This is a genomic window from Salegentibacter sp. UBA1130 (assembly GCF_002311535.1).
Taxonomy (GTDB): domain Bacteria; phylum Bacteroidota; class Bacteroidia; order Flavobacteriales; family Flavobacteriaceae; genus Salegentibacter; species Salegentibacter agarivorans.
This window is the reverse complement of record NZ_DCAP01000038.1, coordinates 168,038-189,610: the sequence shown is the minus strand read 5'-3', so window position 1 is coordinate 189,610 and position 21,573 is coordinate 168,038. Positions and strand designations below refer to the sequence as shown.

The following is a 21,573-nucleotide window of genomic DNA, read 5'->3' as shown; positions in this document are numbered from 1 at the left end:
TTTTCTTTTTATCAATTAAATCGCTATCAGATTTTAAAATAATTCGAGAAAGCTTTTAATTTTTTTAGTAATTATACTTTGCCAAATTCCTTTTAATGAGCGATAAAAATTTTCATTTAACCTGTAAAGATCATTTAGTTTCTGGGGAAGAATTTCAATTACAAAAGAAAAGTGATTTTGAAATATTAGAAACGATTCCAAAACCCGAAAATCTTTCGGCTTACTACGAAAGTGAAAATTATATTTCTCATACAGATTCAAGTAAAAGTCTTACCGATAAAATTTACCAGGCGGTTAAGAATTTTATGCTGCTGCAAAAATTGAAATGGGTCAATAAAGTTGCTAAAGGAAATAACTTATTAGATATCGGTGCCGGAACCGGAGATTTTTTACAAACTGCCAAAAGAAAGAAATGGAATATTGAAGGCATTGAACCAAATGCACAGGCAAGAAAGTTAGCGGCTGAAAAAGGGATTGAGCTTCAGCAAGAATTATCTTTCTTTGATGAAAATTCTTTTGATATAATTTCTATGTGGCACGTTTTAGAGCACGTTCCAAATTTCGATTTTCAGGTAAAAGAATTGTATCGCTTATTAAAACCAAATGGGGTAGCGGTTATTGCGGTTCCGAATTTTAAAAGTTTTGATGCCGAATACTACAAAGAATTTTGGGCGGCTTACGATGTGCCCAGACATCTTTGGCATTTTTCTCAAACTGGAATTACCTGGTTGTTCGAAAAACATAATTTTGAAAAGATTAAAACCAAACCTCTTCTTTTTGATTCTTTCTATGTGAGTTTACTTTCAGAAAAAAACAAAACAGGAAAATCAAATATGCTAAAAGCTTTTAAAACTGGTTTGGAATCAAATTTAAGAGCACAACGCACTTCAGAGTATTCTTCTCTTGTTTATTTCTTCCAGAAAAGCTAAAAAACGCATTTTAAGCTCATTTAAGCCTGTTTCGGCTTCATTATCATATACAATCAGGTTTATTTTGAGAAACAAGTTTATTTCTAAGCTATTTAATTCATTTTTTATCTATTAAATTTATCATTATAATTTTATATATAAGAATTTCTTATACATACTTCATAAGTCAGTTTTGATTTAAATCGAAAATTTAACTTTCATACATTTGCGGCAAACAAATTCAATTAATGATGAAAAAACTTTTAATGATTTTGGTAGTTGCTGTTTTGCTTACTTCCTGTGACCAGGAAAAAACGGCTTATGTAGATACCACAAAACTTATCCAGGAGTACAAAGAAATGAAAGATGTTGAAGCTGACTTTACTTCTAAATCAGATTCGGTAAAAAAACAATTAGATTCTATTGCCAGAGGGTTTCAGCAGGAAGTTCAGGCTTATCAACAGGAAATGAATTCTATGTCCCAGGCGCAACGCCAGGAAAAAGAGCAGGAATTAATGCAGAAGCAGCAAAGAATCCAACAGCAACAGCAAATGCAAGGCAATCGTCTTAGAGAGCAGAGCGATGCTGTTATAGATTCTATTGTAGATAAAGTAAAGGAATATGTAGCAGATTACGGCGAAGAGAATGGCTACACCTACATTTTTGGTTCTAACGAGTCTGCCAACATTATGTATGCGAAAGATGGGAAAGATCTAACCCAGGAAATCCTTGATAATTTGAATGAGACTTATAACAAGAACTAGGCTTAAGTTCTGAGTTTTTAAAAAAGGTCTGAAAAGTAATTCTTTTCGTCAAGCTGAACTTGTTTCAGCTTCTAAGTTAATTTTAACCTAGATCCTGAAATAAATTTAGGATGACGAGTTTAGAAAACTTCTCAGACCTCTTTCTATTTTAAGACATTAAGTAAACTCCAAAGATCACTACGATAAAGTAGCCGGTTAAAGTAAAAGCACCAGCGTAATCTTTAGCAATTCTTTGTCCGAATAATAACATTAAAAGCGTGATAGCAGCCAGGACGCAAGAGTAAAGCGCTATTGTAGGATCATTATAAGCGATTAGCCAAATTATTCCCAGGATAGTGGCAAAACCTGTAATGATTTCAATTATCATAATTATTCCCACCATAAGCGGCACCTGCCCGGCAAGAAATGTTCCTGAAAAATGATCTTTTAACCAGCCGGTATTTCCTTTCCAGTCTGCAGCTTTATCTATCCCAGATTGCAAAAATGTAATTAGAATAAATAATAGAATAAGAATTTCGGTAATATTTGCGTAAAGGTTCTCCATAATTTTAAGCGGCTTTTTTATGTAAATATCGGGTTAGTCTTATAGAAAGATCGGTGAGTATAATTTTTGCATTTCCGTTTCTTTCAATATGATAAATGGCTTCTTCAAGAGCTTCTATAATATCTTTTATATTATTTCCGTGAACAAAAGGCGCAAATTTCTCCAGTTTAAATCCAGGCGTCGCCGGTTCAAGATATACCAGTTTTTCGGCTTTATAATTCAGCATTAGGGCCTGGCGGAAAAAGTCTATACAATACAATAAAAAGCTCTTTTGAGATTCCCTGCCCATTCCTGCAATTTCTTCGCTCCAGGCGATAAGTTCAAGAACTGTAGATCGATTTCCTTTAGCTTTAAATGCACTACGCACCCAATTGATAAACCAGGTTTCAAATTGCTGATCTCCGCTATCTTTTTGCAATAAATGCAAAGCGCGGGTATAACTACCGTTGGCCTGGTGGGCAATTTTTAAAGCCTCGGGCTTACTACAATTTTCATTTTTTTCTAAAAATGCGGCAATTTGATCTTCCGGTAAAGGAGGGAAGTGTAATTTCTGGCAACGAGACCTTATGGTTTGTATAATTTGCTCTTCATCTTCGGTAACTAAAAGAAACAGCGTATTGTTTGGTGGTTCTTCTATTAATTTCAGCAATTTATTGGCAGCCGCGGTATTCATCTTTTCGGCCATCCAAATAATCATAATTTTAAATCCGCCTTCATAAGCTTTTAAGGAAAGAGATTTAACTACTTCCTGGGCTTCATCTACACCAATTTGACCTTGTTTATTTTCTATTCCAAGTTTTTGGTACCATTCAAATAAACTTCCGTAGGGATTGGTTTTTACAAATTCCCGCCATTCTTCTAAAAAGTAGGAAGAAACAGGATGTTTTTTTATTTTTTGATTGGCAGCAACTGGAAATGCAAAATGAAGATCGGGATGCGCCAATTTTTTAAATCGTTCATTACAATTGCTGTTTCCAGAATTGTTTTCTCCTTCCTTATTTTTGCAAAGTATGTATTGCGCGTAAGCAATAGCCAGAGGTAAAGTACCACTACCACTTTTTCCTACAAACAACTGTGCGTGGGGAACCCGGCCATTATCTACCGTTGTGGTAAGATGTTTCTTTAAATGCTGTAAACCTATTATTTCTTCAAAAAGCATAAGCAAATATAAAATTTATATACACTTTAATGTCTTCGGAAAAATTTATATTTGTAAATAGCGTATGCTGAATAAAAGCCGATTGGGCTTAATCTTAATCAACCAAACCATATTTTTGGTTCTAAAAAATGAAATGAAAAATGAAGACTTTAAACGATTTTAATTTTAAAGACAAACAGGCATTAATAAGAGTAGATTTTAATGTTCCATTAAATAAAGATCAGGAAGTAACTGATGCTAATAGAATTGAAGCTGCAAAGCCTACTATTCTTAAAATTTTGGAAGATGGTGGGAGCGTTGTTTTAATGTCGCATCTTGGCAGGCCAGAAGGCAGAGAAGAAAAATATTCTTTAAAACATATTGTGAAAAAAGTCGCAGAGGTTATTGGGGTAGAACCCAAATTTGTGAACGATTGTGTTGGAGATGAAGTTAAAACTGCAGCCGATAATTTACATCCAGGTGAAATTTTATTACTGGAAAACCTTAGATTTCATAAGGAAGAAAAAGGTGGGGACGAAGATTTTGCAAAACAACTCTCGCAACTTGGAGATATTTATGTAAACGATGCCTTTGGTACCGCACACCGTGCTCACGCATCTACTACTATTGTTGCCAAATATTTTGACGATAAATGCTTTGGATATTTATTGGAAAAAGAAATTAAAAACCTTGATAAGGTACTTCACAGTAAAGAAAAGCCGGTAACTGCGGTTTTAGGTGGCGCTAAAGTTTCGTCTAAAATCACCGTAATTGAAAATATTCTTGATAAAGTAGATCATTTAATTATTGGTGGGGGAATGGCCTATACTTTTATCCTTGCCAAGGGAGGTAAAATAGGAAATTCTCTTGTAGAAGAAGATAAACAGGAATTAGCTCTGGAGATTCTTAAAAAAGCCGAAGCCAAGAATGTACAGGTTCATCTTCCCGTAGATTCTATAATTGCCGATAGTTTTTCTGAACAGGCTTCTACAGATACCGCTAAAATCAATGAAATTCCCGATGGTTGGATGGGACTTGATGCCGGGCCAGAAAGTATCCAAAATTTTGATGCAGTAATCCAGGAATCAAGAATTATTCTTTGGAATGGGCCGCTTGGTGTATTTGAAATGGATAAATTCTCAAAAGGAACTATTGCTTTAGGAAATTCTATTGCTGAAGCTACCCAAAATGGTGCTTTCTCTTTAGTAGGAGGTGGAGATTCTGTAGCCGCGGTTAAAAAATTCGGTTTTGAAGATAAAGTAAGCTATGTTTCTACAGGCGGTGGTGCTATGTTAGAAATGTTAGAAGGAAAATCATTGCCCGGTATTGAGGCAATAGGGAAATAAAACGTACTAAAATCTAAGATTTTACGTTCTTTTTTAAATATTGAATAATTATGGGCAGGTATATAATTTTATCTCTTGTATTCCTTTTTGGGATTAGCCTTCAGGCGCAGGAAGAGGAGAAGGGGAAGCAGGTAGAGAAAGCTAATTTTAGGGTGCAGATCTTCCAGAAGGTAGATAGCAATGAAATTATTCTTGCTCATCCCGACCCGGAGTTCAAAAATAAGTTACCAATTTCGGCTGTGATCAGGGATTCTTCTGCGGTTTCGTTAGAAGATCTTCCCCGCGCAGCCAAAATTGATTCTGTTTGGAAAGCACAGCTAACCAATTCAGATCTTTTTGATGAGATGTATAAAAGCATCAGGGAACAGGATTATGAAGATGAAGTAAACAAAGAGCTTCCCACCGATACTTTAAAAGCCAGGTTAGCGAAATTAAATGCCCGCACGCCGTTTAACGTAGAATACCATCCCGTACTGGAAAGTGTTATTAATTCCTATTTAAAACGCAATAAGAAGGCTATGGAGCGTCTTATGGCGTTAAGTGAATACTACTTCCCAATGTTTGAGCAACAGCTGGATCGTTATGATATTCCGCTGGAGATAAAGTACCTGGCCATTGTAGAATCGGCTTTAAACCCAAGAGCAAAATCCTGGGTGGGCGCTACGGGCCTTTGGCAATTTATGTACAGAACAGGAAAAGCTCACGGACTTGATGTAAGCAGCTATGTTGATGACCGTATGGATCCGCAAATGTCTACGGAAGCCGCTGCAAAATACCTGGCAAACCTATATAAATCTTTTGAAGACTGGGATTTGGTTTTGGCTTCTTATAATTCTGGTCCGGGAAATGTTTCAAAAGCAATTAGACGTAGTGGTGGCTCGAACAATTATTGGGAGTTAAGACGATTTTTACCACGAGAAACTGCAGGATACGTTCCTGCTTTCCTAGCCACACTTTACCTTTTTGAGTATGCCGATGAACACAACTTCCAGCCGCAAGGGCCGGACATTGCCTTCTTTGAAACCGACACAATAAAAGTAAAAAAGTTGATCACCTTCGATCAAATTTCTAAGGTTACCGGGGTAGAAAAAGAAATGCTTCAGTTTTTAAATCCTAGTTACAAACTGGATGTTATTCCATTTGTAGAAGATGAAAATTATATGCTAAGGCTTCCGGCCACCGTAAGCGGTGCTTTTGTAAGTAATGAAGCTGCTATTTATAATTTTGCCGAAGAAGATATTAAAAATAAAGCAGCAGCTTTTCCTGAGTTTGTAAAAGCAGATGAACAAATAAGGTATCGTGTAAAAAGCGGTGATTATTTAGGAAAAATTGCAGAACGTTACGGGGTTGGAGTAAGCAGTATTAAGCGATGGAATAATTTAAGAGGTAATAATTTAAGAATAGGGCAATATATTACTATTTATCCGCGAAAACCCGGTACAGAAGCTCAAAATACATCTACGGCAAGTAGCCAAAACAATAAAGAAAAAACCTATACCGTGAAGAAAGGAGATTCGCTTTGGAGTATTTCCCGTAAGTTTCCGGGAGTTACGGTACAGAATTTGAGGGCTTGGAATGATATGGGTAATAACAGCCTAAAACCCGGGATGGAACTTAAACTTTCCAAGGGTTAATCATTTCAAACCAAACTAATAAAAATGAAAAAAACATTATTCCTTCTATTCAGTTTAGTTTTTCTCGTTTCATGTAACGAAAACGGCGATAAAACAGAAGAACGTATCCTTTCAGACTCTTCCGGAAATATTAATCAAATCACCCTAATTATTGAGAACGAATTATGGGAAGGCCCGGTAGGCGAAGCCATTAGAGATAATTTTGCAGCTATGGTAGAAGGATTGCCCCAGGAAGAACCATTGTTTTCTTTAAGCCAGATACCGCCAGAAACCTTTAGCGGATTTGTTAGAAAAAATCGTTCTTTTATTTCCGTTCAGGAAGGGAAAGAGGCTGAAGCCAGAATTATTAAAGATCTTTATGCCCGGCCACAAACCGGTGCAATAATCTCTGGAGAAAGCGAAGAAGAACTAATTCATATAATTAATGAAAGTTCAGAGAAAATGGTTTCTGCCTTTAAAGAAACTGAAATGAAGGAGAAGCAACGCCGAATGAAAAAATCGCTTAAAAAAGATGGAAAGCTGGAAGAAAAATTCGGTTTATCCTTAGATTTTCCATCGGCTTATAGATACGCCTTAGAAGAAGAAGATTTTGTTTGGATTAGAAAGGAAATTCCAAAAGGAAATATGGAAATTCTTATTTATGAGGTACCCATCAGTCAAATTGAAGCCGACACCAATACTATTGGAAATATTATAAAAATGCGCGATTCTATTGGAAAAGCTCATATTCCGGGCCCTACTGAAGGAACTCATATGATTACCGAAGAAGCTTACGCTCCTTATCTTTTTGAGACAGAAATTGATGGTAAATTCGCGTATGAAACCCGTGGAACCTGGGAAGTAAAAGGCGCTTTTATGGCGGGACCGTTCTTAAATTATGCAATTAAAGATGAAGCCAATAATCGCTATTTGGTAGTAGAAGGTTTTGTTTTTTCTCCCTCAAGAGGCAAACGTGATAATATGTTTGAAATAGATGCTATCCTGCAGTCTGCAGATATTGAATAGCACAAATTAAAATACAAATAAAAAGCCCGAACTTTAAAATTCGGGCTTTTTTTATAAGGTAGTTATTGTCTATTTCTTTTCTTCTGAAAAGTTCTTATCATCAGAAGTAACTGGCTTTTCGCCGTTTTCGTCTTTAGAAGCGTCTTTAAATTCTTTAATTCCACTACCTAAACCTCTCATCAATTCAGGAATTTTTCGACCTCCAAATAGTAGCAATATTACCACAACAATTAAGATAATTTGCGGGGCACCAATAGCTAATGGTAAAATAAGTGCATTCATAACGTATAATTTTGATATTACAAACTTAACAAGAATTAAATAATTACAACGTTAATATGGCTTAAATTTAAGTTTTAGTTGTGGGGTATTATAAAACGGGAAGGCAATTTTATTGAAAATCTTATTTTTTCTCTCTAAAAGATCCAATTTGGACCTAAGTTTGAGAACTTCACTAAACAGGCGAAAATTTTAATTTAACTTTGTAAATGTAATATGGCAGAAAATAAAAAAGAGAGAAAAAAATTCACCAAAAAGTTACTTCATAAATACCGAATGGTAGTTTTGAATGAAGATACTTTTGAGGAAAAGCTTTCTTTTAAATTAACCCGCCTCAATGTTTTTGTAACGATCACGCTAAGTGCAATAATTTTAATTGCAGCCACTACTTTTATAATTGCTTTTACTCCGCTTAAAGAGTACATACCCGGCTATTCTTCGGCTCAGTTAAAAAGACAGGCTTCTGAGCTGGCTTATAAGTCAGATTCCCTTCAGCAGGTTTTAAAGCTGAATAATCAATATTTAAGTTCAATTAAAAATGTACTTACCGGGAAAGCAGATACCTCCAGTTTAAGTAGAGATTCTATGGTAGAAAACCCTATAATGGGCCAGGAAATTGAAGCTATAGAACCTTCCCGGGCAGACTCCCTGTTACGGGAAGAAGTAGCGCAGGAAGACAAATACAATGTTTTACCCTCGGCTACAGATAATATTGACTTTTCTCTATTTCCGCCGGTAAAAGGTTCAATTTCTGAAGCTTATGATGCTAAAGAAAAACATTACGCAGTAGATATTGTAGTTGCAAAAAACACTCCGGTTAAATCGGTGGCCGATGGGCGTGTAATTTTTGCAGAATGGACTACAGAAACCGGTTATGTAATAATTATTAAGCACGAATATGGCTTATTGTCGGTTTACAAACATAACGCATCTATAGCCAAAGAACAGGGGGAGAATGTAAGAAGGGGAGAGGTAATTGCCACTGCAGGATCTACCGGAGAATACACCACCGGCCCACATTTGCATTTTGAACTTTGGAACGAAGCCGTGCCTGTAGACCCTACAGATTATATTGATTTTGATTAATAAATCACGACCTTTGTAGCACCAAAGGTATTTCTGAAATTTAAAATACCAATTAATTCAATAAACCTATGTCTTTAAAGTCGTTTGGAGCAAAGATTTTTGCCAATTATATACGCAAAAAAATAGATAAATGGGCTTCCCAACCTGAAGCCACTCAGCACAAAGTATTCAGGGAGCTTATTGAAAAAGGCAAAGACACGCAGTTTGGCAAAGATCACGATTTTAAAAACATCAAAACTTATAAAGATTTCATCCAAAATGTACCAATTCGCGATTACGAAGAATTGCGCTTTTATATAGATAAAATGGTAGCTGGCGAAGAAGATATGTTATGGCCGGGTAAACCTTTATACTACGCAAAAACTTCTGGTACTACAAGTGGTGCCAAGTATATTCCACTTACAAAAGATTCTATGCCTTCGCACATTAACGCGGCCCGAAATGCGATTTTATGTTATATCGCTGAAACCGGAAATGCAAAATTTGTAGATGGAAAAATGATCTTCCTCCAGGGAAGTCCGGAGATGGAAGAGAAAAATGGAGTAAAATTAGGTCGCTTATCAGGGATCGTGGCGCATTACGTGCCTTCCTATCTTCAGAAAAATAGAATGCCCAGCTGGGAAACCAATTGTATTGAAGATTGGGAAACCAAGGTAGATGCCATTGTAGAAGAAACCCGAAACGAAAATATGAGCGTTATTAGCGGTATTCCATCCTGGGTGCAAATGTATTTTGAAAGACTTCAGCAAAAAACCGGGAAGAAGGTTGGTGAGCTTTTTCCTAATTTCGATTTGTTTATTTATGGCGGCGTAAATTATGAACCTTACCGTTCAAAATTTGAAAACCTAATTGGTAGAAAAGTAGATAGCATTGAACTTTACCCGGCTTCAGAAGGATTTTTCGCTTTTCAGGATAAACAAACCGAAAAAGGAATGTTACTGCAACTCGATTCCGGTATGTTTTATGAATTTGTAAAAGCCGATGAATTTTATGAAGAAAATGCGAAACGGCTTACTATTGGCGAGGTAGAAACCGGTGTAAATTATGTAATATTGGTTTCTTCAAATGCCGGTCTTTGGGCATATAATATTGGCGATACGGTGCAGTTTACAAGCACAAAGCCTTACCGGGTAATTGTTTCAGGCAGGATAAAACATTTTATTTCGGCCTTTGGAGAGCACGTTATTGCCAAGGAGGTAGAAGAAGCTATTCAGGAAGCCACTGCAGCTACAAATGCAAGAATTAGCGAGTTTACCGTGGCACCGCAAATTACCCCAGAAAATGAAGAATTACCTTACCACGAATGGTTTGTAGAATTTGAAAAAGAGCCTGAAGATTTATCTAAATTCAGTAAAATTCTGGATAAAAGTCTTCAGCAGCAAAATTCTTACTATTTTGATCTTATTAAAGGAAAAATTCTTCAGCCATTAAAAATATCAAAAGTTCCGGAAAATGGTTTTCAGCAGTATATGAAATCTATTGGAAAACTGGGCGGACAAAATAAGTTGCCGCGCCTGGCCAACGATCGTAAAATTGCTGAAGTCCTGGAAAAAATTATAAAAGCATAACAAAAAAATGATAAACCTAAAATTACTAGGCCGTACCCGCGCCCAAGAGAGTACCCACGCGATAGAGCGTATGTATATTACAATGCGCCACCTTTTTAATCGTGGTTTTTATAAACCTATGGGCGTTTCGGGAGAGACCTTAAGGGAAGCTTTACTTATACTTCGCCCCGAAATTTACGGCTCTATAGCCGATGATAAAGCTGAATTAAGCGGATTACTTTATGTTATAGACCGTTTACCAAAAGGAATTGAAGAATGCAGGTTTATAAATCTTACCAGTGATGAAGGCTATGGGAATTCGCATTTTAAGCCTATTGTTCCGCCAAAGCGCCGGCGAAACTGCTATAGGATAGACGATGAGCAAATGAATATTGAAATAACCCGTGGCCGTTCTGAAATCTATGATATTCTTACACACCTTACTTTTCTGTTCGTAGAATCTCATAAAATAATGCGTCGCGTAATTATAGATGAAGAAGGTAGCGTTACCAGAGATTGGCAGAAACTGGAAAAAGCTGTTTTGCAGGAAGAACCTTTAGACCAGGCACAACGCGAAATTGCTTTAACTCACACCGCCAATATTTTAGGCCGAACTTTCTTTGAAGTTCAGGATATTTATCCAAAATTCTCATTACCGGGAAATCCAGAACGTTTCTTAAATATAATCTACTGGTTAGGGAAACTCGCTATTGCAGAAACCATAAATAACGATAAAAGGATTATTACTTTTAGTCCCGTTTTAAGAGAACGCTTAGGGCACCATATTCACGGTGAAATTTGGGCCGATAACATTAAGCAACATCTCATAAAAGAGAATTTAATGCACCGCCCTTTACACATTATTAGTGCGAATATGCATAGTGTAATGAACACGCTTTATACTCCTTCAGCCTTAAAAACCGAACTTAAAAAGAAAAAACCACTGGAGATTTACGAATTGCTTAGTAATACTGCCAACGGCGATTTACGCAGCAAAGTAATGAAATCGGCTTTAGATAATGGGATGACGTTTTTAGATGATAAAAGCGGAACCAATATAGATGTGCAAATCTTTGATACAGCTAAACTAAACGGTAAATACGGAAGCTGGGATATTAAAACCGAAGAAGAAGCTCCGGTAATTATCGTGATGGATTATGCTTTTGGTGAGCAGGCTTATGAAACTATGGATGAACTGCTGAAACCATACAATTTTGAAGGAAATGAGATAAAAATGAATATAGAATCTATCTCCATTATGGGAAAAGCCGGTATCCTGGAAGGAGGAAAAGGAGATATTATGATTCCTTCTGCACATTTATTTGAAGGCACCGCAGATAATTATCCGTTTAAAAATGAACTTAGTCCGGCCGATCTTGAAGGTAGCGGAATTGATATTGTAGACGGTGCTATGATCACTGTTTTGGGAACTTCGCTTCAAAACCGGGATATTCTTAAATTTTTCCACGATTCTACCTGGAATGTTAGCGGGCTTGAGATGGAGGGCGCACATTACCAAAAAGCCATACAGGCGGCTTCCAAATTACGCGGAAGCATAGATAGCGAAGTTAAAGTTAGATATGCCTATTACGCCTCAGATAATCCGCTGGAAACCGGTAGCACCCTGGCATCAGGAGGACTTGGAACTACCGGGGTAAAACCCACTTATTTAATTACTGAAAAAATCCTGGAACAAATCTTTAAATCTTAGTTTATGAAAGTTGAAGAATCACCATTAAAAGACTGTTTTATTATAAAACCCGATATTTTTCGGGATAAAAGGGGCCTTTTTCTGGAGAGCTATCACAAGAAAAAATTTATAGAATTAACCGGGATAGAAAAGGAATTTGTTCAGGATAATCAATCTATTTCCAAAAAAGGGGTTTTACGTGGGTTGCATTATCAAACCGGGGAATTGGCACAAACCAAGTTGGTACGTGCTATTTATGGCAAAGTGCTGGATGTGGTGGTAGATTTACGGCCAGAATCGCCAACTTTTAAACAAAGTTTCAAAATAATTCTTGACGATGAGAATTTATATCAGCTCTATATTCCAAAAGGATTTGGGCACGGCTTTGTAACCCTGTCTGAAACTTCGGTTTTTGCTTATAAATGCGACGAATATTACTATCCGGGTTACGAAGCAGGTGTTATTTTTAACGACCCCGATTTGGCAATAGACTGGGGCTTTCCTGAAGAAGATATGATAATCTCAGATAAAGATTTAAAACAACCGCGATTAAAAGAGATTTTTAAATGAAAAATATTCTCGTTACCGGTGCCAATGGACAATTAGGAGCTTGTTTTAAAAAGATTTCGGGGAATTATCCTAATTTTCATTTCGTTTTTAAATCTTCTGCAGAAGCTGATATTACCAATAAATCGAAATTACAGAGACTTTTTGCTGAGGGGAATTTTGATTGGGTTATTAACTGCGCAGCTTACACGAATGTTGAAAAAGCCGAATCTGAAGAAGAGAAAGCCTTTAAAATTAATGCTGAAGCTGCCAAACATCTCGCTGAGCTTTGTAATGAAAATCAGGCGAAATTAGTTCATTTTTCCACCGATTATGTTTTCGACGGGAAAGCTGAAAAACCTTATATAGAAACCGATAAGACAAATCCTATTAACGTCTATGGCGCTTCAAAATTAAAGGGAGAACAGTTAATCGCTGAGGTTTTAAAAGAACATTTTATTTTAAGGACTTCGTGGCTGTATTCAGAATTTGGTCATAATTTTTATAAAACTATCCTTCGAAAAATAGACGAAAAAGCTGAATTAAATATCACCACTTCTCAAACCGGAACACCAACAAATGCTAATGATCTGGCTAAATTTGTTTTGGAAATAATCGCTTCAGAAAATAATGATTTTGGCTTGTATCATTTCAGCAATTTGGGCGAAGCTACCTGGTATGGTTTTGCAAAAGCAATTTTAGAATTTACGGGAAATTCAGAAGAAATTCGGTTAAACGAAAGCAACAATTTTAAAACTATTGCCGCAAGACCGGAATATAGCGTGTTAGATAAAAATAAAGTTCAGGAGAAATTTCATAAGAAAATTCCGGAATGGAAGGCAAGCCTTAAAGCACTCATCCTTTCGTAAATCTCATAAAATTTGAGTAATTTTCACACAAACTTCAGGAATGGCAAAAAGAATACTCATTACCGGGGCTGCCGGCTTTTTAGGCTCTCATTTATGTGATAGGTTTATTAAAGAAGGTTATGAAGTTATTGCAATGGATAACCTTATTACCGGAGATTTAAAGAATATCGAGCATCTTTTTAAACTGGATAATTTCGAGTTTTTTCATCACGATATCACCAAATTTATTCACGTTCCCGGTGAGTTAGATTATATTCTTCATTTTGCTTCTCCTGCAAGTCCCATAGATTATTTAAAAATTCCCATTCAAACCTTAAAAGTAGGTTCGGTGGGGACTTTACATTGCCTAGGTTTGGCAAAAGAAAAGAATGCCAGGATTTTGATCGCTTCTACCTCTGAAGTTTATGGGGATCCTCAGGTTCATCCACAAAATGAGGAATATTACGGAAATGTAAATACAATTGGACCACGCGGAGTTTATGATGAGGCCAAGCGATTTCAGGAATCTATAACAATGGCTTATCACAGATTTCACGGTTTAGAAACCAGGATTGCGCGTATTTTTAATACTTACGGTCCCAGGATGCGATTAAACGATGGTCGGGTAATTCCTGCGTTTATTGGTCAGGCCTTGCGGGGTGAAAACCTCACCATTTTTGGTAATGGCTTGCAAACGCGCTCGTTTTGTTATGTAGACGATCAAATTGAGGGAATTTATCGTTTATTATTAAGCGATTATCCAGATCCTGTGAATATTGGAAATCCAGATGAAATCACTATTAAAGATTTCGCCGAAGAAATTTTAAAAATTACCGGAACCGAGCAAAAAGTGGTTTATAAAGAACTTCCGGAAGACGATCCTTTAAAAAGACAGCCAGATATTAGTCGGGCAAAAGAGGTTTTAGGCTGGGAGCCTAATGTTTCCCGTAGTGAAGGAATGAAAATTACTTACAATTATTTCAAAAATCTAAGTCCCGAAGAATTAGAGAAAAGCGAGCACAAAGATTTTTCCAATCATATAAGGCGATAATCAAGTTATGGAGAATCTCCTGGTTTCAGTAATTATGCCCGCTTTTAATGCGGAAAATTTTATTGAAGCTGCGGTAAATTCTGTAATTGTTCAAACTTACTCCAACTGGGAATTGTTTATTATCGATGATGCCTCAACAGATACTACGCTTTCTAAAGCTGAAAAATTTGCAAAGCAAGATTTCCGAATTAAAATACTTCAAAATCAAAATAATTTCGGCACAGGAATAAGTCGAAATAAAGGAATTAAAGCCGCTCAGGGCGATTTTATAGCTTTTTTGGATGCAGATGACCAATGGAAACCGGGAAAGCTGGAAATTCAGCTTAAATTGATGCAGCAGCAGGATGTTGCGGTTTGTTTCTCCAGTTATTTACAAATAGATGAAAATGGAAATACCAGAAACGAAATTATAGAAGCACTGCCCGTTTTAACTTATCAAAAATTGCTTAAATCAAACTACCTCGGCAACCTCACGGGGATTTACAATACTAAAAGACTAGGAAAGATCTACGCCCCTGAATTAAGGAAAAGGCAGGATTGGGCACTTTGGCTGGAAGCCGTTGAAAAAGGTGGGCCGGCGATAGGAATTCAAAAGTGTTTAGCAAAATACCGGGTGAGAAAAGGCTCTATTTCAAGAAATAAAGTTGAGATGCTTAAATTTAATTTCAACATTTATCACAAGTTTTTAGGTTTTAGTTTCCCTAAAAGCCTTAGTTATATGCTGGTTTTTCTAAAGGAACATTTCTTTGTTAAGCCTAAACAGGTAAAAAAGATTTAGAATAATTTACGTCATCCTGAATTTATTTCAGGATTTATGTTTTGGCCAACCACCCTTTTCTTCAGCTTCGTTAAATTCATTCCCTCCTTTATAAGTAGGGGAGCTTTTTATAAATATATTCGTGAATTCGTGGCCGAAAAACCGGGGGAGTTTTTACCAGGAAATGCTACAAATCTGAAGTAAACTGCTTTAATTTCCCACTTTTACTACGGGTAAGTTTATCCTTTCTTTCAAAAATCACCTTTAGATTTTTACCCACGTAGGTTTCAATGGCCATTAAAATTTTTTGCTTTTGGTTTTCAGAAAAATCAATTTGACTCACATACTCAATTTTAAAAGAATCCTGGGTATTTTGATTAATCACAAACTCCTTGATACTGCCATTATCTTCAATAATGCTTTTGGTTACATAATAAAAAGTAAGTCCCGGCACCACTTTCCCATCGGGAAGGGTGGCGATATCATTTGTTCGCCCAATTAATTTCTCAAGAATTGGCTTTTTCAAGGTGCTTTTTTTTGAAAGTACGCCGGTATCTCCAATATCGTACCTAATCATTGAATGGGCTTTATTATACAATGAAGTAATTACAATTCGTCCTTCAGTGCCATTTGGTACAGGATTGTTATTCTTATCAAGAATTTCAACAAAAAGATCTTCTGAATTTACTATCCATTCATTTTCCTTATTTTCAAAGGCTATAAGGCCAACTTCACTGGCGCCATATTCGTTCACTACAGGAACTCCAAAAACTGCTTTCATCAGTTTTTTATCTTCTTCAAATAACCTTTCAGAAGTGACTATAGAAAGTTTTAAATTGGGGCAAACTTCTTTTAAAATTAGGTTTTTGTTTTTAAGAAATTTTGCGAAAAGCAAAACTGCGCTGGTGTACCCGTTTATATAGCTAAAGTTTGATTTTTGAAAACGCTTCAGAAATTTTTCCATTTTCTTCTCGCTCAGGTCAAAAATGGGGAATCTTCGTCGTAGACTAATTCGGTCTTTAATTCGTTCCTGGATATTTCCGTAGAAATCTAGTGGAATTCCATAAAACCTGGCCTGTAAAGATTTGTTGAGATCAATATCGTGCCATTGGTAACGATCCTGAAATCCTGCCCAGCTTAGTGCGTGGGCAAATTTATCTTTGGCGAAAATAAAGGGCGTACCGCTGCTGCCCGAAGTTTTTCCGATATAAGCAGTGGATTTAGAAAAACCTTTGCTCAGGCGGTTTTCAAGTTTTTGCTGTAGATCGGTTTTGGCCATTACCGGCACTTCGTTCCAATTAGAAAATGAACTCTTTCCGAAGAAATTTTTATAAAAATGATTATTATTTAAGTGATATTCAACAATTTCCCAGCGTTTTTCACTAAGGTAATATTCATAATTTTCTGCGGGAATTTTCTGTATTTCCTGTAGTACTTTTTGCGCCCGGTTTATGGGAAATTTATTAAGCTGCAACGAAAGTTTAAACCAGTCCAAGGGCGAAAAAGCTTTTTTATAAGAAATAATTGGTGCTTCAATTTACAAACAATTATTTTTGGTGCATAACTAAAATGACTTCAGGATGAAAATTTTAATTCTCGGCGCCGGCGGACGCGAACATACATTTGCTTACAAACTGGCTCAAAGCCCAAAATGTTCTCAACTTTTTGTGGCACCGGGTAACGCGGGAACCGCTGAAATTGCAGAAAACATTGATCTAAAAGTAACCGATTTTAAAGCGATTAAAGATTTTGTGCTGAAGGAAAAAATTGAAATGCTGGTAGTAGGTCCCGAAGATCCTTTGGTAGAAGGAATCACCGATTTCTTTGCGGAAGATGATGCGCTAAACAGCGTAAAAGTTATTGGCCCATCTAAACGAGGGGCGCTTTTAGAAGGAAGTAAAGAGCGTGCAAAAGAGTTTATGGCGATGCATAAAATTCCAACCGCGACCTACGAGAGTTTTACCGAAAAAAGCCTTGAAGCCGGAAAGGAATTTTTGGAAACTTTAAATCCGCCGTATGTTTTAAAAGCCGATGGACTCGCAGCTGGAAAAGGAGTTTTAATTATTAACGATCTGGAAGAGGCTAAACAGGAACTTCAAAATATGCTGGCCGAAAAGAAATTTGGGGCGGCCAGCGCCAAAGTGGTCATTGAAGAATTTTTAGACGGAATTGAATTAAGCGTTTTTGTACTTACTGATGGGAAAAATTACAAAATCTTACCAACCGCCAAAGATTACAAACGAATAGGAGAAGGAGACACCGGCCTAAATACAGGCGGAATGGGCGCTATTTCTCCCGTTCCATTTGTAGATGATGAATTGATGCAAAAAATTGAAGAACGCATCGTAAAACCAACGGTTAATGGTTTGCAGGAAGAAGATATAGACTATAAAGGTTTTGTTTTTATCGGTTTAATTATGGTGAAAAACGAACCTTATGTTATAGAATATAATGTGCGCATGGGCGACCCGGAAACTGAAGTTGTACTGCCCCGAATTAAATCAGATTTAGTAGAGATTTTTGAAAAAGTTTCTGAAGAAAAATTAAATGAAATTTCTTTAGAAATAGATGAACGTGCAGCCACAACGGTAATGTTGGTATCTGGCGGTTATCCTGAAGCTTACGAAAAATCTAAAGAAATCACAGGGTTTGATAAAGTTGAAGATTCCATAGTTTTCCACGCGGGAACCAAATTTGAATGCGATAAAGTAGTAACCAGTGGTGGAAGGGTGATTGCGGTTACTTCTTTTGGGAAAGATTACAAAGAAGCACTAAAAAAATCTTATCAAAATGTAGAAAAGCTACATTTCGATAAGATGTATTATAGAAAAGATCTTGGCTTTGATTTATCCTAAAAACGAGTGTGCTGTAGGATCACGATCTTCATCATTCACTTCGTTGTAGTGCTTTAATTGCTTCATCCAATAAGCAAAAGCAGCCAAACCAACTAAAATAAAGATGAAGTTTAAGGCGTTTGCACCCCACCAGGAATCAAGCTCCAACGATCTTAAAGCATCTAAAGGAACAAATAATATTTCCTCGAATAAATAGGCGATACCTTCAAATATATCTCTTAACATTTTTAGTGTATTTTAAGTTCAAATTATTTCAAAGCGATATTAAATTACCTTTGAAGGCGTTCAATAACTAACTTTGGTGTATTTAAGATTACAAAAATATAAAAAACCACAATGCTAACAAGCTTTTTTGGCAAATCAAAACCGGTAAATGGGGTTGCGATCACCGTTTTTCTCATTATATTTTTTATTATCGCTAATTTTAGGGAGTGGTTTTTAGATTTTAACCTATTATTTTTTCTTGAAAAACTGGCGGTTTTATTATCACTTATTTTAAGTGTTTTTACCCTTAATTTTATTGCCAAGAAAAATGAACTTACCCAGCGTAGTGCCTATAAAATCTTGTTTTTTGTAATTTTCACAGCTTCATTTTTTGCACTTTTAAGAAATCACCAGGTGATATTTGCCAATTTATTGGTACTACTGGCTTTTAGAAGAATTATTAGCTTAAAATCTAAAAAAGTAATGCAGAAAAAGGTTTTTGATGCTACCTTTTGGATTTTTATCGCATCACTTTTTTATTTTTGGTCTATTTTATTCCTGGTGGTGGTGTATGCCGGGATCTTATATTATCTTCCAAAACCTAAAAACTGGTTAATTCCCCCAATTGCAGCTTTAGCGGTTGCGCTCTTAACGCTTGGTTTTCATATTATTGCTTACGACCAGTTTTATACATTTTCGCAGTGGTTTGAATGGAGTAATTTTGATTATTCCAATTATCAAAACCTCGAAATTCTTATTCCCGTAAGTATTATTTTGACTTTGGCACTTTGGACACTTGTCCAGTTTTTTGCAGTGGTGAGCAAGGCAAGCGTCTCCATGAAGCCTTCCCTAAACCTGGTTTTGCTAAGTTTTCTCACCGCGGTGGCGGTTGCTATTTTTGCGCCTACCAAAGATGGTAGCGAACTTATTTTCTTTTTTGTACCGCTTAGTATAATCACTTCTATTTATTTTGATCAAAGAGAAGACAAAGTCTTTCGGGAAGTTTTGCTGGTTTTGCTTATCTTAATGCCTTTGTGTATTCCTTTTATTTTTTAAATGAATTTACCGGCAATTTAGACCGAATTAAAAAAGCGCTGCAAATACCAGTATCGCTGGTTTCGTAAGCAAATTAATTCGTGGGACAGGCTGTCTTCCTTTGTTTATTCTACTTCAAATTGGGATAAATTAAACGAGCAAATTGCCTTAATTATCGCTACTGAAAAGTTAGACGAAAAGCAATTTTTCCAGTATTGCAGTAATCTTACAACTTCTGGAGTGCCATGGCCGTGGAGCATATATTTGCCGAAATGAAAGAAGTTATTCCCAATAAAAACCCAAAAAATCGAAAAATTGATTTTAATTTCTTAGGAAATGATTTCGATTTAAAAACAAGTGTTTTCCCAAAAGCGTTTAGTCGTTCCCTTGAATTTGCAAAAAATAATCCTGAAACTCTGATTTCCTGGTTATATAAAAACCAAAGCAAACAAAGCCGTTTTCATCTTGAAAATCGATTATTCTTAATAGTTTATGCTGAAGATGGACAGCATTGGAAGATAAAGGCTGAAATTTCTTTTTTGAAGCAGGTGATTGAAAAATATGTTGCTATTTTTGAAAATTCACAACTAAAAGAATTCCAATTTCAGCAAGGAAAAACCACTTTTGCTGACGTGATCTGGGCAGTAAAATGAATTATATAGGTTCTAAACATAAGCTTGGTAATTTTATAAAATCTACGGTAAAAGAAGTGGTTGGCGAAGATCTGTCTCAAATGGTTTTTTGCGATCTTTTTGCCGGTACAGGCAGTGTGGGCAGGAATTTTAAAACTTCGGTAAAATCGGTTCTTGCTAACGATGTAGAATATTACAGTTATGTTTTACTCAAAAATTATATTGAAAATCATCAGAAATTAGATTCTGAAGACCTCCTCGTTAAATTAAATAAGCTGGAAGGAAAACCGGGTTTTATCTTTGAAGAATACAGCGAAAACGGAAAATCTAACCGACTTTATTTTTCTGAAGCAAATGGAAAGAAAATTGACGCGGTTAGGCAGCAAATTGAAAATTGGAAATTGAATAATGAAATAGGGAAAAACCAGTATTTTTTCCTTTTAGCTTCATTATTAGAAAGTGCCGATAAAGTGGCAAATACCGCTTCAGTCTATGGCGCATTTTTAAAAAAGGTAAAACTTTCGGCCCAAAAAGAATTAGTATTAAGACCAGCAAACTTTGATTTTACAGAACATTCCCACCGGGTTTTCCAAAAAGATGCCAATCAATTAATTAAGGAAATTGAAGGGGATATTTTATACTTAGATCCGCCCTACAATGCACGCCAGTATGGCGCGAACTACCATATTTTAAATACCATCGCAAAATATGATACCTTTGCACCACAAGGTAAAACCGGTTTGCGAGAATATTATCGATCAAATTATTGTAGCAGGACAAGAGTTGAAAATTCTTTTAAAGATTTACTGGAAAATGCAAATTTCAAATATATTTTCTTCAGCTATAATAACGAGGGTTTAATGCCTTCAACAGAAATAAAAAAAATAATGAGTCGTTTTGGAAATTACGACCTGGTAACCAGAAATTACCAGCGTTTTAAGGCCGATAAAACCGAAAACCGAAACCATACGGCCATAAATACAACAGAATATTTACACATTTTAGAAAAAAAATAATTTATGTTTTCAGATAAAGCAAATAAGATTTTTCAGGAAGTAATAGAAAAATATCACGAAAAAGATACGGTAGAACAGCCATTTACCAATCCGTACGACAGCGAAAATGAGTTGATTGAGCATTTATTATACAGAAAATGCTGGATAGATACAGTGCAGTGGCATTATGAAGATATTATTCGCGATAAGCACATAGATCCTGTAGATGCACTGGCGCTAAAACGCCAAATAGATGCGTCAAATCAGGACCGAACGGACACAGTGGAATATATTGATAGTTATTTTTTGGAAAAATTTAAAGATGTTAAGCCAAATGAAGATGCTACAATAAATTCTGAAAGCCCGGCCTGGGCTATAGACAGGCTTTCAATTTTAGCGTTAAAGATTTATCATATGGACGAGGAGGCTAATAGGGAAGATGCCTCACAGGAGCACCAAATGAAATGTAAGGCTAAACTTGATGTTTTGCTGGAGCAACGCGTAGACCTTTCTACCGCGATAAACCAGCTGTTAGAAGATATTGCTGCCGGGAATAAGTATATGAAAGTTTACAGGCAAATGAAGATGTATAATGACGATGAGTTAAATCCTGTTTTAAGAAAAAAATAGCGCTTAAAATTGTTTGAAAATGAAGAAGAAGACCTCTTTTAATAAAAGAAATTCTCCCCTTTCAGGAGAGATTCCACAG

General features: G+C 36.1%; 22 protein-coding genes. 17 read left to right on the top strand and 5 right to left on the bottom strand.

Going from position 1 to position 21,573, the window contains the following annotated elements; genetic code table 11:
* Nucleotides 1-95: 95 nt before the first annotated feature.
* Together B4F31_RS15835 and B4F31_RS15830 are read left to right on the top strand one after the other, a co-directional pair.
* Nucleotides 96-929: a class I SAM-dependent methyltransferase gene (locus B4F31_RS15835; RefSeq protein ID WP_286761728.1), complete on the top strand. Its 834-nt coding sequence runs from the start codon at nucleotides 96-98 to the stop codon at nucleotides 927-929.
* A 227-nt stretch (nucleotides 930-1,156) separates the two neighbouring features.
* Nucleotides 1,157-1,672 carry an OmpH family outer membrane protein gene (locus B4F31_RS15830; protein WP_317040666.1) on the top strand — a complete coding sequence of 172 codons (516 nt, stop codon included), beginning with the start codon at nucleotides 1,157-1,159 and terminating at the stop codon, nucleotides 1,670-1,672.
* A gap of 148 nt (nucleotides 1,673-1,820) precedes the next feature.
* Here the strand turns inward: B4F31_RS15830 and B4F31_RS15825 are convergent, their stop codons facing one another.
* Both B4F31_RS15825 and B4F31_RS15820 read right to left on the bottom strand, forming a co-directional pair.
* Nucleotides 1,821-2,216 (bottom strand): DoxX family protein, encoded by a 396-nt coding sequence (locus B4F31_RS15825; protein WP_093304744.1) that lies wholly within the window; start codon nucleotides 2,214-2,216, stop codon nucleotides 1,821-1,823.
* A gap of 4 nt (nucleotides 2,217-2,220) precedes the next feature.
* Nucleotides 2,221-3,375: an ATP-binding protein gene (locus B4F31_RS15820; protein WP_286761727.1), complete on the bottom strand. Its 1,155-nt coding sequence runs from the start codon at nucleotides 3,373-3,375 to the stop codon at nucleotides 2,221-2,223.
* Between the two features lie 140 nt (nucleotides 3,376-3,515).
* Between B4F31_RS15820 and B4F31_RS15815 the strand changes: the two genes are divergently transcribed.
* From B4F31_RS15815 to B4F31_RS15805, 3 genes are read left to right on the top strand one after another with little or no spacing between them, the layout of a single operon-like run.
* The gene (locus B4F31_RS15815; protein ID WP_075325358.1) at nucleotides 3,516-4,700 is read left to right on the top strand and encodes a phosphoglycerate kinase; all 1,185 of its coding nucleotides are present in this window, start codon (nucleotides 3,516-3,518) and stop codon (nucleotides 4,698-4,700) included.
* Between the two features lie 50 nt (nucleotides 4,701-4,750).
* Entirely contained in the window at nucleotides 4,751-6,334 is a 1,584-nt protein-coding gene (locus B4F31_RS15810) for a lytic transglycosylase domain-containing protein (protein WP_286761726.1), read from the top strand.
* A 24-nt stretch (nucleotides 6,335-6,358) separates the two neighbouring features.
* The gene (locus tag B4F31_RS15805) at nucleotides 6,359-7,339 is read left to right on the top strand and encodes a DUF4837 family protein (protein ID WP_075325356.1); all 981 of its coding nucleotides are present in this window, start codon (nucleotides 6,359-6,361) and stop codon (nucleotides 7,337-7,339) included.
* A gap of 69 nt (nucleotides 7,340-7,408) precedes the next feature.
* Here the strand turns inward: B4F31_RS15805 and tatA are convergent, their stop codons facing one another.
* Nucleotides 7,409-7,621, bottom strand: coding sequence for a twin-arginine translocase TatA/TatE family subunit (tatA, locus tag B4F31_RS15800; protein WP_075325355.1), 213 nt, complete (start codon nucleotides 7,619-7,621; stop codon nucleotides 7,409-7,411).
* 213 nt (nucleotides 7,622-7,834) lie between these two features.
* Between tatA and B4F31_RS15795 the strand changes: the two genes are divergently transcribed.
* The 7 genes from B4F31_RS15795 (at nucleotide 7,835) to B4F31_RS15765 (ending at nucleotide 15,164) form a co-directional block, all read left to right on the top strand.
* Nucleotides 7,835-8,704 (top strand): M23 family metallopeptidase, encoded by an 870-nt coding sequence (locus B4F31_RS15795; protein WP_075325354.1) that lies wholly within the window; start codon nucleotides 7,835-7,837, stop codon nucleotides 8,702-8,704.
* Between the two features lie 68 nt (nucleotides 8,705-8,772).
* Complete coding sequence (locus tag B4F31_RS15790) at nucleotides 8,773-10,272, top strand: GH3 auxin-responsive promoter family protein (protein ID WP_093304758.1); 1,500 nt, start codon at nucleotides 8,773-8,775, stop codon at nucleotides 10,270-10,272.
* Nucleotides 10,273-10,279: 7 nt separating this feature from the next.
* On the top strand, nucleotides 10,280-11,962 hold the full coding sequence (locus tag B4F31_RS15785) for a DUF6909 family protein (RefSeq protein WP_286761725.1): 1,683 nt from the start codon (nucleotides 10,280-10,282) through the stop codon (nucleotides 11,960-11,962).
* Nucleotides 11,963-11,965: 3 nt separating this feature from the next.
* Nucleotides 11,966-12,511, top strand: coding sequence for a dTDP-4-dehydrorhamnose 3,5-epimerase (gene rfbC / locus B4F31_RS15780; RefSeq protein WP_075325351.1), 546 nt, complete (start codon nucleotides 11,966-11,968; stop codon nucleotides 12,509-12,511).
* Nucleotides 12,508-13,356, top strand: a complete 849-nt coding sequence (gene rfbD / locus B4F31_RS15775; protein ID WP_075325350.1) for a dTDP-4-dehydrorhamnose reductase — start codon at nucleotides 12,508-12,510, stop codon at nucleotides 13,354-13,356. Before rfbC ends, rfbD begins: the two co-directional genes overlap by 4 nt.
* Before the next feature lie 40 nt (nucleotides 13,357-13,396).
* Nucleotides 13,397-14,386: a UDP-glucuronic acid decarboxylase family protein gene (locus B4F31_RS15770; RefSeq protein ID WP_286761724.1), complete on the top strand. Its 990-nt coding sequence runs from the start codon at nucleotides 13,397-13,399 to the stop codon at nucleotides 14,384-14,386.
* Between the two features lie 7 nt (nucleotides 14,387-14,393).
* Complete coding sequence (locus B4F31_RS15765) at nucleotides 14,394-15,164, top strand: glycosyltransferase family 2 protein (protein WP_075325348.1); 771 nt, start codon at nucleotides 14,394-14,396, stop codon at nucleotides 15,162-15,164.
* A 166-nt stretch (nucleotides 15,165-15,330) separates the two neighbouring features.
* Here B4F31_RS15765 and B4F31_RS15760 read toward each other — a convergent pair whose 3' ends face one another.
* A complete protein-coding gene (locus B4F31_RS15760; RefSeq protein ID WP_075325347.1) occupies nucleotides 15,331-16,638 on the bottom strand; it encodes a phenylacetate--CoA ligase family protein in 1,308 nt (435 codons plus the stop codon).
* An 85-nt stretch (nucleotides 16,639-16,723) separates the two neighbouring features.
* Between B4F31_RS15760 and purD the strand changes: the two genes are divergently transcribed.
* Nucleotides 16,724-17,998 carry a phosphoribosylamine--glycine ligase gene (purD, locus tag B4F31_RS15755; protein WP_093304763.1) on the top strand — a complete coding sequence of 425 codons (1,275 nt, stop codon included), beginning with the start codon at nucleotides 16,724-16,726 and terminating at the stop codon, nucleotides 17,996-17,998.
* Here the strand turns inward: purD and B4F31_RS15750 are convergent.
* On the bottom strand, nucleotides 17,990-18,223 hold the full coding sequence (locus B4F31_RS15750) for a DUF6341 family protein (protein ID WP_286761723.1): 234 nt from the start codon (nucleotides 18,221-18,223) through the stop codon (nucleotides 17,990-17,992). The genes purD and B4F31_RS15750 overlap by 9 nt on opposite strands.
* Before the next feature lie 111 nt (nucleotides 18,224-18,334).
* On the opposite strand from B4F31_RS15750, the gene B4F31_RS15745 reads away from it, so the two are divergent.
* The 4 genes from B4F31_RS15745 (at nucleotide 18,335) to B4F31_RS15730 (ending at nucleotide 21,494) form a co-directional block, all read left to right on the top strand.
* On the top strand, nucleotides 18,335-19,258 hold the full coding sequence (locus tag B4F31_RS15745) for a DUF6427 family protein (protein ID WP_093304765.1): 924 nt from the start codon (nucleotides 18,335-18,337) through the stop codon (nucleotides 19,256-19,258).
* 224 nt (nucleotides 19,259-19,482) lie between these two features.
* The gene (locus B4F31_RS15740; RefSeq protein ID WP_075325343.1) at nucleotides 19,483-19,890 is read left to right on the top strand and encodes a hypothetical protein; all 408 of its coding nucleotides are present in this window, start codon (nucleotides 19,483-19,485) and stop codon (nucleotides 19,888-19,890) included.
* Nucleotides 19,887-20,885 carry a DNA adenine methylase gene (locus B4F31_RS15735; protein WP_075325342.1) on the top strand — a complete coding sequence of 333 codons (999 nt, stop codon included), beginning with the start codon at nucleotides 19,887-19,889 and terminating at the stop codon, nucleotides 20,883-20,885. The genes B4F31_RS15740 and B4F31_RS15735 overlap by 4 nt, the downstream gene beginning before the upstream one ends.
* 3 nt (nucleotides 20,886-20,888) lie before the next feature.
* Complete coding sequence (locus B4F31_RS15730; RefSeq protein WP_075325341.1) at nucleotides 20,889-21,494, top strand: DUF4254 domain-containing protein; 606 nt, start codon at nucleotides 20,889-20,891, stop codon at nucleotides 21,492-21,494.
* The last annotated feature ends 79 nt before the right edge of the window (nucleotides 21,495-21,573 follow it).